This is a genomic window from Herbiconiux sp. (genome assembly GCF_004297105.1).
GTDB lineage: Bacteria > Actinomycetota > Actinomycetes > Actinomycetales > Microbacteriaceae > Herbiconiux.
In genome coordinates this window covers 209,315-226,559 of sequence record NZ_SCVE01000006.1, presented here as the reverse complement: position 1 = coordinate 226,559, position 17,245 = coordinate 209,315, and the positions used below count along the sequence as shown (strand labels likewise).

13 protein-coding genes are annotated in these 17,245 nt (G+C 70.7%); 9 read left to right on the top strand and 4 right to left on the bottom strand.

Annotation, left to right across the window (positions count from 1 at the left end; genetic code table 11):
• Positions 1 to 89 precede the first annotated feature (89 nt).
• Positions 90 to 2,750, top strand: coding sequence for a glucosidase (locus EPO52_RS02570; protein WP_290801463.1), 2,661 nt, complete (start codon positions 90 to 92; stop codon positions 2,748 to 2,750).
• Here EPO52_RS02570 and EPO52_RS02565 read toward each other — a convergent pair.
• Together EPO52_RS02565 and EPO52_RS02560 are read right to left on the bottom strand one after the other, a co-directional pair.
• Positions 2,725 to 3,708 (bottom strand): EamA family transporter, encoded by a 984-nt coding sequence (locus EPO52_RS02565; protein WP_290801461.1) that lies wholly within the window; start codon positions 3,706 to 3,708, stop codon positions 2,725 to 2,727. The two genes, EPO52_RS02570 and EPO52_RS02565, sit on opposite strands and share 26 nt — an antisense overlap.
• A gap of 39 nt (positions 3,709 to 3,747) precedes the next feature.
• Positions 3,748 to 4,071 carry a hypothetical protein gene (locus tag EPO52_RS02560; RefSeq protein ID WP_290801458.1) on the bottom strand — a complete coding sequence of 108 codons (324 nt, stop codon included), beginning with the start codon at positions 4,069 to 4,071 and terminating at the stop codon, positions 3,748 to 3,750.
• A 106-nt stretch (positions 4,072 to 4,177) separates the two neighbouring features.
• On the opposite strand from EPO52_RS02560, the gene EPO52_RS02555 reads away from it, so the two are divergent.
• Positions 4,178 to 5,860 carry a M20/M25/M40 family metallo-hydrolase gene (locus EPO52_RS02555; protein WP_290801455.1) on the top strand — a complete coding sequence of 561 codons (1,683 nt, stop codon included), beginning with the start codon at positions 4,178 to 4,180 and terminating at the stop codon, positions 5,858 to 5,860.
• A 50-nt stretch (positions 5,861 to 5,910) separates the two neighbouring features.
• Positions 5,911 to 7,464, top strand: a complete 1,554-nt coding sequence (locus EPO52_RS02550) for a family 14 glycosylhydrolase (protein WP_290801453.1) — start codon at positions 5,911 to 5,913, stop codon at positions 7,462 to 7,464.
• A gap of 48 nt (positions 7,465 to 7,512) precedes the next feature.
• Here the strand turns inward: EPO52_RS02550 and EPO52_RS02545 are convergent, their stop codons facing one another.
• Positions 7,513 to 8,304 (bottom strand): GAP family protein, encoded by a 792-nt coding sequence (locus EPO52_RS02545; protein ID WP_290801451.1) that lies wholly within the window; start codon positions 8,302 to 8,304, stop codon positions 7,513 to 7,515.
• Between the two features lie 84 nt (positions 8,305 to 8,388).
• Here EPO52_RS02545 and EPO52_RS02540 point away from each other — a divergent pair, with 84 nt between their 5' ends.
• From EPO52_RS02540 to EPO52_RS02520, 5 genes are read left to right on the top strand one after another with little or no spacing between them, the layout of a single operon-like run.
• Positions 8,389 to 9,789: a F390 synthetase-related protein gene (locus EPO52_RS02540; RefSeq protein ID WP_290801448.1), complete on the top strand. Its 1,401-nt coding sequence runs from the start codon at positions 8,389 to 8,391 to the stop codon at positions 9,787 to 9,789.
• Entirely contained in the window at positions 9,786 to 10,880 is a 1,095-nt protein-coding gene (locus tag EPO52_RS02535; protein ID WP_290801446.1) for an NAD(P)-dependent oxidoreductase, read from the top strand. The genes EPO52_RS02540 and EPO52_RS02535 overlap by 4 nt, the downstream gene beginning before the upstream one ends.
• A gap of 7 nt (positions 10,881 to 10,887) precedes the next feature.
• Entirely contained in the window at positions 10,888 to 11,928 is a 1,041-nt protein-coding gene (locus EPO52_RS02530; RefSeq protein WP_290801443.1) for a 3-oxoacyl-[acyl-carrier-protein] synthase III C-terminal domain-containing protein, read from the top strand.
• Positions 11,925 to 13,115, top strand: a complete 1,191-nt coding sequence (locus EPO52_RS02525; RefSeq protein ID WP_290801441.1) for a cytochrome P450 — start codon at positions 11,925 to 11,927, stop codon at positions 13,113 to 13,115. Before EPO52_RS02530 ends, EPO52_RS02525 begins: the two co-directional genes overlap by 4 nt.
• A gap of 29 nt (positions 13,116 to 13,144) precedes the next feature.
• Positions 13,145 to 13,993 (top strand): carbon-nitrogen hydrolase family protein, encoded by an 849-nt coding sequence (locus tag EPO52_RS02520; RefSeq protein WP_290801437.1) that lies wholly within the window; start codon positions 13,145 to 13,147, stop codon positions 13,991 to 13,993.
• Between the two features lie 68 nt (positions 13,994 to 14,061).
• Here EPO52_RS02520 and EPO52_RS02515 read toward each other — a convergent pair whose 3' ends face one another.
• Positions 14,062 to 15,258: a pyridoxal phosphate-dependent aminotransferase gene (locus EPO52_RS02515; protein WP_290801799.1), complete on the bottom strand. Its 1,197-nt coding sequence runs from the start codon at positions 15,256 to 15,258 to the stop codon at positions 14,062 to 14,064.
• A 195-nt stretch (positions 15,259 to 15,453) separates the two neighbouring features.
• Here EPO52_RS02515 and EPO52_RS02510 point away from each other — a divergent pair, with 195 nt between their 5' ends.
• Positions 15,454 to 17,223, top strand: a complete 1,770-nt coding sequence (locus EPO52_RS02510) for a trypsin-like peptidase domain-containing protein (protein WP_290801435.1) — start codon at positions 15,454 to 15,456, stop codon at positions 17,221 to 17,223.
• Positions 17,224 to 17,245 lie beyond the last annotated feature (22 nt).

Sequence of the window (17,245 nt, the reverse complement as noted above, 5' to 3'; positions counted from 1 at the left end):
CGTCGTTCGCCGTAGGGGCCCAAGAAGTCCGTCGTTTCCGCACGGCACCCTGGCGGTGGGGCTCCATCCGGCGGCCCTAGGATCGCAGCATGGTCTCCGAGACACCCCCGCCTGCGCCGCCGGGCGCCGAACGACGACGGCTCGCCGAGGCGGATGCGCGGGGTGCGGCTCCTGAGGCCTCCTGGCGCGACTGGGGCCCCTACCTCGCCGAACGTGCCTGGGGAACCGTTCGGGAGGACTACAGCGCCGACGGCGACGCCTGGCGCTCCTTCCCCCACGACCACGCCCGCTCCCGCACCTACCGCTGGAACGAAGACGGCATGGCCGGCTTCTGCGACCAGCGGCAGAGCTGGTGCCTCGGCCTCGCGCTCTGGAACGGCGTCGACCCCATCCTGAAAGAACGGATGTTCGGCCTCTCCGGCCCCGAGGGCAACCACGGCGAAGACGTCAAGGAGTACTGGTGGTACCTCGACGGCACCCCCACGCACTCCTGGCAGCGCTGGCGCTACCACTACCCGCAGGCCGAATTCCCCTACGACGATCTGCTCGAGACCAATGAGGGCCGCGGAAAAGACGAGGGCGAATACGAACTGGTCGACACCGGAGTCTTCGACGACGGCCGGTACTGGGTGGTCACGGTCGACTACGCGAAGGCCGGGCCGCACGACCTCGTGATGCAGATCACGGTCGAGAACGCGGGGCCGGATGAGGCCACCATCCAGGTGCTCCCGAGCTTCTGGTTCCGCAACGTGTGGTCGTGGGATGCTCCCACCGACGTGGTGCGCAAGCCCGTCATCCGCAGCACGGCCCCCTCGGAGCTGACGGCGTACCGGCCTGACGCCGAAGAGCTGGTGCTGCGCATCGACGGGCTCGACGCGACCGCCCTGTTCTGCGAGAACGAGACGAACACCGAGCGGCTCTTCGACGAGCCCACCACGTCGCCGTACCCCAAAGACGGCATCAACGACTTCGTGGTGTCGGGCGCGCCCACCGTGAACCCGGCCGGCGAGGGTACGAAGGCGGCGTTCCAGCAGGTGCTGACCGTGCCCGCGGGGGAGAGCCGCGTCATCCGTCTGCGTCTGAGCGAGGCGCGGGAGGCGGGCCCGGCCAGCACCGCGTTCGACGATGCCGCTTCGGTGCTGGCGCGTCGTGAGGCCGAGGCCGACGAGTTCTACGCCCACGTCATCCCTGCCGCGGCGGGGGAGCAGGATGCGCGGATCGCCCGCCAGGCGTTCGCCGGCCTCACCTGGGCCAAGCAGTTCTACCACTTCGACGTGCGCCGCTGGCTGGCGGGCGACCCGAGCTCGCCGCCGCCGCCCGAGGGGCGCCGGGCCATCCGCAACGGCGACTGGCGGCACCTCTCGAGCCACGACGTCATCCTGATGCCCGACCCGTGGGAGTATCCGTGGTTCGCCGCGTGGGATCTCGCGTTCCACTGCGTCACCATGGCGCACATCGACCCGGAGTTCGCGAAGGCGCAGCTGGTGCTGATGTTGCGCGAGTGGTACATGCATCCGAATGGCCAGTTGCCCGCCTACGAGTGGAACTTCGGCGACGTCAACCCGCCGATCGAGGCGTGGGCGGCGCTGCGCGTGTTCGAGATCGACGGCAGTCGCGACCACCACTTCCTCGGCCGGGTGTTCCACAAGCTGCTGATGAACTTCACCTGGTGGACGAACAACAAAGACCACGGCGACAACAACCTCTTCGAGGGCGGCTTCATGGGCCTCGACAACATCGCGCCGCTCGACCGGTCCACCCTGCCGCCCGAGGTGGGGGTGCTCGAGCAGGCCGATGCCACGGCCTGGATGGCCACCTACGCCCTGCACCTGCTCGACATGGCGCTGCTGCTCACCCGGCACGACCCCGCCTACGAGGACGTCGCCACCAAGTTCTTCGAGCACTTCCTCGTGATCGCGGGCTCGGCCAACGACGCCGGGCTCTGGGACGAGGAGGACGCGTTCTACTACGACATGCTGCACCTCGCCGACGGCACCACGATCCCGATGCGGGTGCGCTCGCTGGTGGGGCTCGTGCCGGTGACCTCGGCGCTCGTGTTCGCACGCTCGCACATGGGGGCGCTCGAGGAGTTCGTGGCGCGGGGTGCCGCGTTCCTCGCGCGGTACCCGGCCTATGCGACGTCGGTGCACATCCGGAGCCGCACCGATGAGGTGAAGAGCCTGCTCGCGCTGGTGACGCCGGAGCGGCTGGAGCGCATCCTCGGCAAGGTGCTCGCCGATGAGCGGATGCTGTCGCCCTACGGTATCCGCAGCATCTCCGCCTGGCACCGCGAGCATCCGTTCCGGGTGCAGGTGAACGGCGTGGAGGCGGTGGTGGACTACGAACCGGGGGAGTCGACATCCGGGCTCTTCGGCGGCAACTCGAACTGGCGGGGTCCGGTGTGGTTCCCTCTGAACACCCTCATCATCGAGTCGTTGCGGGGCTACGACGAGAGCCTCGGCGAGACGCACCTGGTGGAATACCCGGCCGGATCAGGGCAGACGCACACGTTCGGTGAGATCGCCGACGATCTCTCCGACCGGCTGATCTCGCTGTTCCGCTCCGACGGAGTCGCGCCGCGGCCGGCGGATGCCCGCTACCCCCTGCTCTCCACCGACCCGCGCTGGCGCGACAACATCGCCTTCTACGAGTACTTCCACGGCGACACCGGGCAGGGGCTCGGCGCCTCGCACCAGACGGGGTGGACGGCGCTCGTGGCGCACCTCATCGTGACGCAGCGCCGCCGCTGAGGCGGGCAACCGGCCGTAGGGGGCGCCGCGGGGCGGCCAGAACGACGAGGCCGACCGCGAGAACGGCGAGGCCCACGGCTGCCATCGCCGTGAGGGTCTCGCCGAGCACGAGGGTGCCCAGCAGAGTGGCGGTGAGCGGCTCGGTGAGGGTGAGGGTCGACACCGTCGAGGCCGGGAGGCGGGCGAGGCCCCAGCCGAACAGCAGGTAGGCGACGGTGGTGGTGATCACGCCGAGCCAGAGGGCCAGAGCGAGGCCCGGACCGGTGAACAGCCAGCGGGTGTCGGTGGCGAGCAGGAGCGGGATGCTGAGCAGCGCGGCCAGGCCGAACACCGAGCCCATGGTGCCGCTCGCCGTCCAGCCGCGTTCTAGGAGCGCTTTGCTGGCCAGGGTGTACACCGCGTAGGAGGCGCCGGCCCCGATCGAGGCGGCGAGACCGGGGAGGCTGATGGCGGAGGCAGTGCCCGCGGCCGCGTCCGCCGCCCCCGGCGCCAGCACACCGCTGATCAGCGCGACGCCCACCATGGCGATGGCCGTCGCCACGAGCCACACCGCACCGGGGAAGCGGCGCCGGATGGCCCAGTCGATCACCCCTGTGATGACGGGTGCCGACCCGAGAGCGACGACGGTGCCCACCGCAACCCCGTTCACGCTCACACCGAGAAAGAACAGCGGCTGATAGGCAACCACCCCGAGTGCGCCGACGACGATCGGCCACCCGCCGAGACGCCGGAATCCGTACCGAGGAGCACGTTCTGGCGCGGAGTAGGACGTCTCGGCGGAGGAACGGGCGGCGCGGAGGCGCAGCGCCAGTGCTGTCAGCGCCAGGAGGCCGCCGCCGATGAGGATCCGCGCCGCGCCGACGGAGCCCGCCGACGCGTCGACCGGACCGAAGGCCTGCGCGGTACCCGTGGTACCGAAGCACACGGCGGCGAGCACGACGGCGAGATAGGGCAGCATCCGGTAATTGTTACACAATCTGGATCCGTTCGAGCAGGATCAGGGTGCGACGACCGTCACTCCGATGATCACGACGCACCCGAGCGCCACCGCGGTGAGGGCCCCGAACGCGATCGCCATCAGGATGAGCCGCAGCCGCACCGTGCGCACGAGCAGCCGCACCTCCACCATCGCCACGTAGAGCAGGAGGATCGCGACGATGCCCCAGAGCGCGATTCCGCTCGAGTTCACCTGCTGAAGCGACCAGAGCAGCACCACGGTGATGGCCGTCGTGAGTGCGCCGATCACGAGCCAGACCGTGCCGCTCGAGGTGGTGAGCGAGGCCTGGTTGCGCATCTTGGTGGGATCGTCTGGATCGGTCATCGTGGAGCCCGAGCCTACGCGTGTTTCCATCGCGTTACCTCTTGCAGAATGACCCCCCGATGGGGGTAGTCTTCCACAAACGTTCACGCGACAAGGGGAGCACCACGTGCACAGAAGTCATCGGAGACTCGCAGGATTCGGCATCGGAACGGGGGTGATGCTGGCTGCGATCGTCGGTGGCGGCACGCAGGCCGCCTTCGCCGTCGATCCCGACGATCTCGAGAGCCGGGTCACCGTGGCCGGCGTCATGAACCACCTCGAGGCCCTCCAGTCGATCGCGGATGCCAACGCCGGCAACCGCGCCATCGGTACTCCGGGCTACGAGGCCAGCGGCGAGTACATCGAGAGCGTGCTCGAAGCGGCCGGCTACTCTCCGGTGCGGCAGGACTTCCAGGCCACCACGCAGGCGATCGACGAGTACGAGATCACGCTCCTCGGCGTCACCACCGACAGCGACAGCGTCGACCCCGCTCCGGCCCGCGTGCCCATGGAGGGCACCACCGAGACAGACCCCGCCGGCATCGTCGGCGCCGAGCTCGTCGCGCCCACGACGGCCACCGGATGCTCCGCGGCCGACTGGGCGGGCGCCGACGCCACGGGCAAGGTGGCGGTGGTGAGCCGCGGCATCTGCGCCTTCTCCGAGAAGTCTCTCGCGGCCGCGGATGCCGGCGCGATCGCCCTGCTCGTCTACAACAACGAAGACGGGCCGCTCAACGGCACCCTGGGCGAGCAGCTGCCCGAGTACATCCCGTCGATCGGCATCACGCAGGCCGAGGGCGCAGCCGTGCTGGCCGACCTCGCCTCACCGACCCCGCAGACGGTCGACCTGCTGGTGCAGGAGACCACCACCACGGTCGACACCTTCAACATCATCGCCGAGACGCCGAACTCCACGGTGAAGGACAACGTGGTGATGCTCGGCGCCCACCTCGACTCGGTTCCCGAGGGGCCCGGCATCAACGACAACGGCAGCGGGTCGGCCGCGATCCTGGAGACGGCCGTGCAGCTGGCCGCATCCGGAACCATCAACAACACCGTGCGGTTCGCCTGGTGGGGTGCCGAGGAGGTCGGCCTCGTGGGCTCGACGCACTACGTCGACGACCTCGTGGAGAACGACCCCGCCGCGCTCGACGAGATCGCCACGTATCTGAACTTCGACATGGTGGGTTCGCCGAACTACGTGATCAGCGTCTACGACGCGAACGAGTCGAGCTTCCCGGCCCCGGTCGAGGTGCCCGAGGGTTCGATCGCCACGGAGGCGGCACTCACCGACTACTTCGACTCGATCGGCCAGCCGTGGATCGACACGGCCTTCGACGGCCGCAGCGACTACGACGCGTTCATCGCGAACGATGTGCCGGCATCCGGGCTCTTCACCGGTGCGGATGACGTCAAGACGGCGGAGCAGGTCAGCCTGTTCGGCGGCACGGCGGGCATCACCCACGACCCGAACTACCACCAGGCGGGTGACGACATCGAGAACATCAGCCCCGAGGCGTTGCGCATCTCGCTCGGCGCGATCGCGTCGGTGACGGCGTCGCTCGCCAATGACACGTCCGCGATCAACGGTGTGGTTCCGCCGGTCACCGAGGTTCCGCCGACGACGACTCCGTCCGTGGTGGAGCCCGCGGCAGACGGCACCGCCGCGCTGGCGGCGACCGGTGCGGACGACGCGCTGGCGCTGGCGCCCCTTGGTCTGCTGGTGATGGCGACCGGCGTCGTGCTGGTCGGCGTGCGGATGCGGGCAGGCGCACGGGCGGCCACCGCCCGCACCGACTCCCGGGAGTAGGTGCAAAGTACTCAGGCAGGGCGGTGGCCCGGCGAACCTACCGTGGGTGAATGGCTATCAGAACCACCCTCACCCGCGGCGGTCTCGCCCTCGCGGCCACCGCCCTCCTGGCTGCCGGCCTCACGGCAGCACCCCCCACCGCACCGCCGGCCCAGGCCGCGTCGGGCGCCGCCCAGACGGTCAACGTCATGGCGCCGCTCTGGATCTCCGACTGGGCCACCGACGGCCCCGAGTGGCGATCGTTCGTCTCCTCGCTCTCCGTCGCCGAGTCGCAGGGCGTCGATGCCGTGGCGATGGACGTGTGGTGGGGCAAGGCCGAACCCACCCGCGACGGCTACGACTGGGGCTACTACGACAAGGCGTTCAAGGCCATCACGGATGCCGGGCTCGACCTGGTTCCCCTGATGTCGTTCCACCGCTGCGGCGACAACGTGTCCGACGACTGCTGGATCCCGTTGCCCGACTGGGTGTGGGAGCCCGAGCAGATCTGCGGCATCGCCGGCTGCGCCGCGCCCGTGCCGGTCGAGGACTACTGGGTGAGCGAGTACGGCAACACCGACTACGAATCGCCCTCGCCCTGGGGCGTGGGCGCTCAGCGCACCCTCGACGACATGCGCGACTTCATGAACGCGTTCGAGACGCACTACAGCGCCGGTGCCACCGACTACCGCAGCCGCATCCAGGAGATCACGATCAGCGGGGGCCCGGCGGGCGAGCTGCGCTACCCCTCGTACGCCAAGCACGACTCGAAGGTGGCGGGAGACCCCGCGGGTTACCCGAACCGCGGCACCTTCCAGAGCTACGGGCCCGCCGCCGTGCGCGCCTTCGCCGACTGGGCCGTCGCGCGCTACGGCTCGGTGGCCGGGGTGGGCACCGCCTGGGGCATCCCGGGCCTCACCTACAGCATGATCTCGCCGCCCACCGACCACGAGCGGTTCATCACCTCGGGGTCTTACAAGTCGATCGCCTACGGTCGCGACTTCACGCGCTGGTACAGCGAGAGCCTGCTCCAGCACGGGCGCGACGTGATGCTGCAGGCCATCAAGGCGTTCGACGGTGCGTTCGCATCGGTGCCGCTCGGCATCAAGATCCCCGGGGTGCACTGGCAGACCATGACGTCGAGCCCCATGCAGCGGGTTCCCGAGATCGCGGCCGGCCTCGTGCACACCGATCAGGCCTACACCAGTGCCTCCACGGGCCACGGCTACGACGGTGTCATGGCGATGGTGCACGACCTCGACGTGCACGGCGACGGTGGCGTGTCACCCACCCACCACATCAACCTGCACTTCACGGCGCTCGAGATGCCCGACGGCCGGGAGTGGGACGACGGCAAGCACGCGTACTCGGATGCCGCCTCGCTCGTGTCGTGGGTGGCGAATTCGGCCGCTCGCGCCGGCGTGACGCTGAAGGGTGAGAACGCGCTGCACGAGAACCTCACCAGCACGGGGTCGTCGACGACCGTCGGGTGGTCGCACATCCGCGACGCCTTCAGCGGCACGCCGTCGCCCTATGCGGGCCTCACGGTGCTGCGCATTCCGGATGTCACGGGAACGGGTGTCGGGCGCACCGAGTTCGAGCGCTTCATCCGCGACTTCCATTGAGCGGGTGCTGAACACCCGCCTCTCGGTCGGCGCCTGGCCTGCTTCGTGTCAGTAGTGGGCCAGGCCGCTGCCGACGATCACGGTGCCGAGCATGAGCAGAACGACCGTGGTGACGGTGGAGCTGTTGCGCTCGATCCAGATGCGGGCCCCCTCGAGCGGGCGGCGCATCCGCGTCGGATCGGCGAGGGCGAAGATGATGGGGGCGGCGAGCGTGGAGATGCCGAGCACCACGAAGATGATGATGGCCACCACGGTCTCGGTGGGGGTCACGCTGCCGGCGCCGATCGCCACGCCCGCGGCGATGGTGAGCACCAGGTTCTTCGGGCGGAACATCAGGGCGAAGCCGACCCCGAACGACGGAATGGGGCCGAGCGAGGTGACCCGGGTCATCCAGGCCGGGGGAGCCGAGGTCTCGAAGTCGTCGGCTTCGAGCACGAGGGCGACACCGTCGGCGGAGATGACGCGGGTGGCCGGCTCCGAGCCGTGCTCTCCCGCGGTCGCGGCCGCCGCCGGCGCCGCCGTGGTCGCGCCGCGCTCGGCACGTCGCCGGCTGCGCCGCCACCGCACTGCGGCCAGCACGAGCAGGGCCAGACCGAGTGCGACCTCGATCGAGGCGACCAGCGGACTCTGCTGCGACTCGGGTGCCGGAGGCAGCAGGGAGGCCACCGCGGTGAACAGCACGGTGAGCCCCGCGAGGCCGATGGTGGCACCGATGAGATAGGTGAGGCTCGACCAGCGCCCCCGCGGCGAGAGCAGGATCAGCACCATCACGATGATCGGCACCGAACTCAGGGCGACGCCGATGGCGATCGGCAGGATGTGTCCGATGATCGCCGCCATAGCGACATTCTAGGAGGGCGGGGCAGCGGGTGCCGCGAGCCGGGTTCGCGACCCGGGCGAACGGTCGACGCGTATCCTGTCGGGGTGGGACGCTCGAGAGGGGAAGGCGCGCTCGTCGCGCTGCTGCTCGCGCGGTTCGTGCGGGCGCGATGGGGGTATCGGTTCCGTAGCCGGCAGCAGCTCGACCGGTGGCGCCGGCGGCGGCTCGGCGCCTTCCTGGCACGCATCCACCGGGCACCGTTCTATCGCGACGTCGCCCGCTCGACGCCGCTCGGCGACTTGCCCGTGACCGACAAGGGCGTTCTGCTCGAGCACTTCGACGAGCTCAACACCCGCGGCGTGCGGTTGGCCGATGCGCTCGGGGTGGCACTCGAAGCCGAGCGCACGCGCGACTTCACGCCCACGATCGACGGCGATCTTGCCGTGGGACTCTCGAGCGGAACCTCGGGCCGGCGGGCGGCCTTCCTCGTGAGCCCGCGGGAGCGCATGCTGTGGGCTGGAACCGTTCTCGGCCGGTTGCTCGATGGCGCCTCCGTGCGGCAGCTGCTGAATCCGCTGCGGCCGCCGGTGCGCATCGCGTTCTTCCTCCGTGCCGGGGGCTCGCTCTACGAGAGCGTGGCGAGCAGCCGCATCCGGTTCTCCTTCTTCGACCTGACCGAGCCCGTCGACGGGCACCTGGCCCGGCTCGCCGACGAGGCGCGCCGGTCGCGCGGGCCCGAGGTGCTGGTGGCCCCGGCGTCGGTGCTGGCGGCTCTCGCGCGGCTCAGTCGCGCCCCGGATGCCCCGAACGGCAGTGCACGGATCGCACCCCGCCTCGTGATCTCGGTCGCAGAGGTGCTCGACGACGAGCAGCGTCGCGCCGTGCGCGAGGCCTGGGGGGTTCCCACGCGCGAGGTCTATCAGGCCACGGAAGGACTGCTCGCGCTCAGCTGTGCGTACGGCGCTCTGCACCTCCTCGAAGAGACCGTCTGGTTCGAGACCTCCTGGCTCGATGCCGCCCGCACGCGTTTTGTCCCGCTTGTCACCGACCTCGAGCGGCGAACCCAGATCATCGCCCGCTATCGCCTCGACGATGTGCTCCGTCTTCCGTCGCCCGCCGCCTCCGGCGCCGGCGGCGGCACAGCGAAGCGGTGCGGGTGCGGGCGGTTCACGACCGTGATCGCAGCGGTCGACGGGCGGGCGGATGCGGTTCTGCGGCTGCGGGGAGCAGACGGGCGTGAACTCGTCGATGTGTTCCCCGATGCCGTGCGGCAGGCCGTCGCGACGGCGCGTTCGAACCACGGGGACTGGCGCATCCGCCAGACGGGCCTCGACGTGCGGGTGGCGCTCGAGGGGGCCTCGCGCGCCGATGAGCGGGCCGTGACCGAGTCGCTCCAGGCGCTGTTCGCGCGCTACGGATGCTCCGCCACCGTGCTCCACGACCCCTGGTTCGCCCCCGAGCCCGGCGTGAAGGTGCGCCGCATCGTGCGCGAGGAGCCATCGTGAGCGAGCCCGGTGCCGCCGAGGCACAGCGCCGGGTGCTCGTGACGGGCGCATCCGGATTCGTCGGGGGAGCGCTGCTCGCGCGGCTCCGCCACGATCCGCGCTACGACGCGCTGGGCATCGGCCGCCGTGCCCTCGACCTCCCCGACTACCGCTCCCTCGACCTCGCCCCACCGCGAGACGTCACTTCTCGTGCCGAGAACCGCTCTTCGGCGGGGAACATGACGCCTCGAGAAACTGCCGGGGCTGCGGAGCTCCTGCGCGGGCTGTGGGGCGGGGCGGCACCCCACGTGATCGTGCACGCGGCCGCGCGCAGCTCGCCCTGGGGCACGAAGGCGGAGTTCGAGCGGGAGAACGTGGAGGCCACGCGCACGGTGCTGCGCTACGCCGAGACGTTCGAGGTTCGGCCCCGGATCGTGCTGGTATCGACCGCGTCGGTGCTCTACACCGCCACTGATCAGGTCGATGCCGTCGGCGACGCCCCCGCACGAGCGCCCTTCGCCGGCGGTTACGCCGCCTCGAAGGCCGCCGCCGAGGAGGTCGTGCGCGGGTACGACGGGCCCTGGGTGATCCTCCGGCCCCGGGCGGTCTTCGGGGCGGGCGACACCGCGCTCTTCCCGCGGCTCGCGGCGGCGGCGCAGGCCGGGCGGCTGCCGCGCATCCGGCCACCCAGGCATGCTCCTCGGCCGCTGCTGAGCGACCTGGTGCACATCGACACCCTCGTCGAGTACCTCGTGCGGGCGCTGGAGACGCCGGGCATCGAGGGTGCGACGATGACGGTGACCGGCGGGCAGCCCGTCGATCTGCAGGCGACGGTGTTCCGCCTGTTCGAGCGGGCGGGCATCCCGGAGCCGGTGCGCACGCTGCCGCGCGGGGCCGTGCTCGCCGCGGCCACGATCCTCGAGACCGTGTGGAGACTCGCCCGGCGCCCGGGCGAACCTCCTCTCACCCGATACTCCGTGGTGGCCTACGCCTTCGCGAAGACCTTCGACGGCGAACCACTGAGGCGGATGCTCGGAGAACCCGCCGTCCCGCTGGCCCACGCGATCGATGAATTCGCCCGCTCGCTCGGGCCCACGCGGCTAGGATCCTAGAACGCGTATGACTTCAGCCCTTCCCGTGCGTTCCCGCATCGCCGCCGTCGCGACCTACCTGCCGCCCACCACGCGCAGCGCCGGGGAGACGGAGCAGCGCCTCCGCTGCGGCAACCCGCACCTTCATCTCGCGACCGGCCTCGTCGCGCGGCTCACCGGCGTGCAGAGGGTGCACGTACGGCCCGACGGCTGGCAGACCTCCGACCTCGCCGCCGAGGCGGCACGCGAGGCTCTCGAGCGGTCGCCGGGATCCGTCGACCTGCTCATCTTCGCCTCCGCCAGTCAGGACATGATCGAGCCCGCCACGAGCCATATCGTGGCGGCGAAACTCGGCCTCGACTGCCCGGTGATGGACGTCAAGAACGCCTGCAACAGCATCCTGAACGCGCTCCAGGTGGCGGATGCGCTCATCGCCACGGGCCAGTACAACCGCGTCCTCGTGGCGGGCGGTGAGGAGCCGTCGCACGCCGTGCGGTGGGCGCTCGCCGATCAGGCGCAGTTCCAGCGCTCGTTCGCGGGATACACGATGAGCGATGCGGGGGCGGCAGTGGTGCTCGAGCGCGTCGAGGCGGCCGACGCCACGAGCGGGCGGATGCCCGGTCCCGGCATCCTCGGCAGCCGCTTCATCGCGCGCTCCGAGCACTGGGCGATCGGTACGCTCGGCACCGGCGGGTCGGTCGACCCCCATGCCGAGAACGGCAGCTATTTCGACATGGACGGCGCCGCCCTCCAGCGCGCCTTCACCGACCTCGGTGTCGGCCTCGTCGACCAGACCATCGGTGCTCTCGGCTTCACCCTCGACGAACTCGACTTCATCGCGATCCACCAGGTGGCGCTCGCGTACCACGAGACCATCGTCGACGTTCTGGGCATCGACCCCGCCCGCACCCTCGTCACGATCGCCGAACACGGCAACCTCGCCTCCGTCACCCTCCCGCTCCAGCTGCAGCTGGCCCAGGATCGCGGCCTCGTGGGCCCCGGCAGCCTGGTGGCCCTCGTGGGTCTCGCGGGCGGCATCTCCCTCGGCGCGATGGTGGTGCGGCTGTGAGCTCCTCGGTGCAGCCGCGGCCGGCGCCGCGTGCCGGAGGGGAGCGGCGCTGGGAGGAGCGGGTGCAGCGCACCGCTCATCCGGTGGCCTACCCGCTGCTCGCGAGCATCCGACGGCCCGTGCTGCGGGTTCCGCGGGTGGGCGTGGTGGTGACGGATGCGGCCCTCCTCCGCGGGGTGCTGCTCGACACCGAGGCGTTCCGCAAGACGGGCCCCGGCTCGCCGGCCGACCTCTGGACACCCGTTCTCGGCCCGTCGGTGCTGCTCAACATGGAGGGCATCGACCACCTCGCCCTGCGTCGCCGCCTCGCTCCTCTGTTCTCGCCCGCGTTCGTGGCAGCCCTGACCGACGAAGCCCTGGGCGATGCCGTCGACGGCCTGACCCGGCGACTCCAGGCGGGGGAGCGGGTCGACCTCGTGCGCGAGGTGCGCGAGTACGCCGGCCGGGTCATCTCGCGGCTCGTCGGCCTCGACCGTGCCGTCATCGGCGAGGAGCTCTTCGCCCGCGTCAGCGCCATCACGGGCTTCGTGCGGCTCTCCCGTCCGCGCTTCACGGAGCGCCAGGTGCGAGCAGCCCGACGGGTGCTCGACGAACTCACCCGGCATGCCCGGCGCGCCTACCGCGTCGGAGACGCCACCACCGTTCCCGGCCGCATGAGCGAACTCGGCCTGAGCGAGGACGAGGCCATGGGCGCGGTCGGCGCCTTCGTGCTCACCGGCACCGAGACCCTCGTCTCGTACCTCCCGCGCATGGTCGCCCTCCTGGCCGACACCGGCTGGCTCGCCGCGGTCGCTGCCGACCGCCGGATGCTCGACCCGGCCATCGCAGAGGGCCTGCGGGTCACCACGCCCTCCCCGGTGATGCTGAGGAGTGTCGAGCGTGATGCGACGATCGGCACGGTGCGCGTGCATCCGGGCGACCGGGTCGTGCTGGCGACCTTCCTGGCCGACCGGGCCGCGGGATCGTTCGACCCCGTGGCCAACCCGGCCGCCTCGCTGAAGCAGCTGTGGTTCGGCGCGGGAGCGCACTTCTGCCTGGGTGCCCCGCTCGCGATGGCGCAGATCACCCGCGTACTGGGGGCGGTGCTGGATGCCGAGCAGCAGCATCCGCTCGCTGTCGGGGAGCGGCGGGCCCAACGGGGTGCGCTCATCCCGGGCTACTCCCGCCTGGTGCTGGCGCGCCGGTAGAGTCGGATGATGCACGCCGCGAGAGTCTCATGAGCCCGCACGACGACGCCGAGCCCGGCGAGAACCTCGGCCCCGGTTTCGGAGTGGCCGTCGCCCAGTTCGCCCCCGGTGCCGACACCGGTGCGAACATCGACACCATCGCGCGCCTCGCTGCGGTGGCCCGCGACCGCGGTGCCTCGCTGGTGGTCTTCCCGGAGTACTCCTCGTACTTCGTCGATCCCCTCGGCCCCGCACTCGTGGAGCACGCCGAGGCCCTCGACGGCCCCTTCGTCACGGCGCTCACCGAGATCGCCGCCGATCTCGACGTGCACCTCATCGCCGGTCTCGTGGCCACGGCCGGCGATCCGGCGAAGTTCGCCAACGTGCTCGTCGCCGTCTCGCCGGTCGACGGGCTGATCGCCAGCTACAGCAAGCTGCATCTCTACGACGCGTTCGGTGCCCGCGAGAGCGACTGGGTCGAGGCCGGCACGATCGGCGCGCCCGAGACGTTCTCGATCGAGGGCGTGACGATCGGTCTGCAGACCTGCTACGACATCCGCTTCCCCGAGGTCACGCGCCGGCTGGTCGACGCCGGCGCCGACCTCGTGGCCGTGCCCGCGGAGTGGGTGCGCGGGCCGCTCAAGGAGCACCACTGGCGCAGCCTCGTCACGGCCCGGGCGCTCGAGAACACGATCTACGTGGCGGCGGCCGACCAGACGCCGCCGATCGGCGTCGGCGCGAGCCTCGTGGTCGACCCGATGGGCGTCACGATCGCGTCGCTCGGCGAACGCGAAGACGTCGCGGTGGCCTGGGTCGATCCGCGCCGCATCGACGAGGTACGCCGCGTGAATCCGGCGCTGGCGCTGCGCCGGTTCGACGTGACCATCCGAACGGTATGAGAGAAGGGGGCGGCATCGACACAGTGTCGATGCCGCCCCTGAATCTCATACGATTCGGCGACGACGCCTCAGCGGCCGAGCCGCGCCAGCTGCGCCGAGGCGCGCTCGAGCACATCGACCTTCTTGCAGAAGGCGAAGCGCACGAGGCTCGAGTACTCCGCGGCCAGCTCGTCGTGGCAGAAGGCGCTGATGGGCACGCCCACCACGCCGGCGAGCGACGGCAGCTCGCGGCAGAGTGTCTTGGCGTCGCGGTAGCCGAGCGGGGCCGCGTCCGCCACCACGAAGTACGTGCCGCGCGGGATGGTGACGCCGAAGCCGGCCTTCACAAGACCGTGCGCGAGCAGGTCCCGCTTGGCCTTCAGAGTGGCGGCGATGCCGGTGAAGTAGGAGTCGGGAAGGGCGAGCCCCACGGCGATCGCCGGCTGGAACGGCGCTCCGTTGACGTAGGTGAGGAACTGCTTCACGGCCAGGATGGCGGTGACGAGTGCCGGGGTCGACACGATCCAGCCGATCTTCCAGCCCGTGGTGCTGAAGGTCTTGCCGGCCGAGGAGATCGTGACCGTGCGCTCGCGGGCGCCCGGCAGAGTCGCCACGGGCACGTGCGGGGTGTCGAAGGTGAGGTGCTCGTAGACCTCGTCGGTGACGATCACGGCATCGTGCTGATGTGCGAGCTCGACGATGAGCTCGAGCGTCTCGGTCGGCAGCACGGTTCCCGTGGGATTGTGCGGGTTGTTGATCAGGATGAGCCGGGTCCGATCCGTGACGGCGGCACGCAGCTCGTCGTGGTCGGGCAGCAGGTCGGGTCCGCGGAGCGGCACCGTCGTGTGCACTCCTCGGGCGAGTGCGATCACGCCGCCGTAGGCGTCGTAGAAGGGCTCGAGCGTCACGACCTCGTCGCCCTCGTCGACGAGCGCGAGGATGGTCGCCGCCAGGGCCTCGGTGGCGCCCGCGGTGACGAGCACCTCCCGGTCGGGGTCGACCCGCAGCCCGTAGAAGCGCTGCTGGTGCGCCGCGATCGCCTCGCGCAACACGGGCATGCCGGTGCCCGGCGGATACTGGTTCACGCCGTCGGCGATGGCGCGGCGGGCGGCGTCGAGCACCTCGGCCGGCCCGTCTTCGTCGGGGAAGCCCTGGCCGAGGTTGATGGCCCCGGTCGAATGGGCCAGCGCGCTCATCTCGGCGAAGATGGTGGATGCGATGCTGCCGTCGGCCGCGAGTAGTCCGGCGCCGCGTGCGGTGCGCTGCCAGGATCCGCTGATGCTCATGGTCTCCTCGATCTGTGTGGCCTCCTTCATCGGGGTCCGCAGACCAATCTAGTGCCGTGCACGGATCCGGCGATCCGGCCGAGGGCCGCTCACATGGCCGAGTCATATCCAGGCGGCAGTCTGCATACAGCCGGTCCATAGACAACCCTCAGCTTGGGTGAGGATGCTAGCGAGTGCTTGGAAGGAGCACCACCGATGTCAGAGAGCACCGAGAACCCCGAAGGCATTCCGGCCACCACGCCCGAGAACGAGACCGACGCGGCACAGCAGCCCGTCGCCTCCGCGGCGTACGGCGAAACGCCTGCCGCCCCCGAGACCACCCCGGCCGCCGAGAGCGCCGCACCCGCGGCGACCACGCCGGCCTACCCGCACCACGACGACACGACGGCGGTCGTCCCCCCGATCGTGCCCGTGATCGCGGCACCCGAGGCCCCCGCCGCCCAGGCCCCGGTCGAGCACTACACGTCGGCGCAGACGCCGGTGCCGGCCCAGCCCGCGCAGCACAACCCCACGGCTCCCACCACCCCGGTGCAGCCCTACGGTCAGCAGCCGACCACCCCCTACTACGCGCAGCAGCAGCCCACCGCCAACTACGGTCAGGGCTCCTTCGGCACCCCGGCCGCGGCAGCGGCACCCTACGGCGCCGTGCCCGACCCGAACTTCAACTCCGCGATGTACGCCGCCTCCGGCGCCTACTCGAACCAGCCCCCGAAGGCGCCCAAGAAGCGTCGCGGCGGGGTAGCGCTCGTCGCAGCTCTGGCGATCGGTGCGCTCATCGGTGGCGCATCCGGTGCCGGTGTCACGGCGTGGGTCGTGAGCCAGAACGGCGGATCGAGCACCACCAGCGCCTCGAGCCCCACCAGCATCACGGTGAACAACCCCGACAACGCGAACCTCATCACCGCGGTCGCCGCCAAGGCCTCGCCTTCGGTGGTCACCATCTCGGTGTCGAGCGACCAGGCCGCGGGAACGGGTTCGGGCGTCATCCTCAGCTCGGACGGCTACGTGGTCACCAACACCCACGTCGTCACCCTCGACGGCGCCACGGCCAGCCCCTCCATCACCGTGCAGAGCAACGACGGCAAGATCTACCAGGCCACCGTGGTCGGAACCGACCCGGTCGCCGACCTCGCCGTGATCAAGCTGACGGATGCCTCGGGCCTCACGCCCATCGAGTTCGGCGACTCGTCGAACCTCAACGTGGGTGACGTCGCGATCGCCATCGGCGCCCCGCTCGGTCTCTCCGGCACCGTCACCAACGGCATCGTCAGTGCGCTGAACCGCAGCATCACGGTGGCCTCCTCGGCCGCGCCCGACGACACCGAGACGAACCCCACGCCCGACAACGGCGACGGCAACGGCGGCAACCAGGGTCCGTACGACTTCTGGAACTTCGACATCCCGGGTCAGGGCGGCGAGAGCCAGACGCAGACCCCCACCACCCAGCAGTCGTCGATCTCGCTCTCGGTCATCCAGACCGACGCGGCCATCAACCCCGGCAACTCGGGCGGTGCGCTGCTCGACAACGAGGGCAAGCTCATCGGTATCAACGTGGCGATCGCGAGCGCCGGCTCCTCCTCGAGCAGCAGCTCGCAGTCGGGCAACATCGGTGTGGGCTTCTCGATCCCCGCGAACCTGGTGAAGCGCGTCACCGACGAGATCATCGCCACCGGAACCGCCACGCACGGCCTGCTCGGCGCCACCGTGGGCGACGCGGCTTCGCAGACCGGCAGCACCACCGCCGGTGCCCTCATCCAGGAGGTCACCTCGGGCGGAGCCGCCGAGAAGGCCGGCCTCCAGGCGGGCGACGTGGTCACCGAGTTCAACGGGCTCCCCGTCACCGACTCGATCGACCTCACCGCGCTCGTGCGCACGCAGCCGGCGGGCGGCGAGGCGAAGCTCACGTACACCCGTGGCGGCTCCTCCAAGACCGTCGACGTGACGCTGGGCGAGCTCGCGAAGTAAGGAATCCCCCACGAGGCCGGTG

Coding starts and splice junctions, on each gene's coding strand:
- EPO52_RS02565 (WP_290801461.1), bottom strand. CDS start 3,708: ATGCTGCCCTATCTCGCCGTCGTGCTCGCCGCCGTGTGCTTCGGTACC.
- EPO52_RS02545 (WP_290801451.1), bottom strand. CDS start 8,304: ATGGCGGCGATCATCGGACACATCCTGCCGATCGCCATCGGCGTCGCC.
- EPO52_RS02550 (WP_290801453.1), top strand. CDS start 5,911: ATGGCTATCAGAACCACCCTCACCCGCGGCGGTCTCGCCCTCGCGGCC.
- EPO52_RS02560 (WP_290801458.1), bottom strand. CDS start 4,071: ATGACCGATCCAGACGATCCCACCAAGATGCGCAACCAGGCCTCGCTC.
- EPO52_RS02510 (WP_290801435.1), top strand. CDS start 15,454: ATGTCAGAGAGCACCGAGAACCCCGAAGGCATTCCGGCCACCACGCCC.
- EPO52_RS02515 (WP_290801799.1), bottom strand. CDS start 15,258: ATGAGCATCAGCGGATCCTGGCAGCGCACCGCACGCGGCGCCGGACTA.
- EPO52_RS02570 (WP_290801463.1), top strand. CDS start 90: ATGGTCTCCGAGACACCCCCGCCTGCGCCGCCGGGCGCCGAACGACGA.
- EPO52_RS02530 (WP_290801443.1), top strand. CDS start 10,888: ATGACTTCAGCCCTTCCCGTGCGTTCCCGCATCGCCGCCGTCGCGACC.
- EPO52_RS02520 (WP_290801437.1), top strand. CDS start 13,145: ATGAGCCCGCACGACGACGCCGAGCCCGGCGAGAACCTCGGCCCCGGT.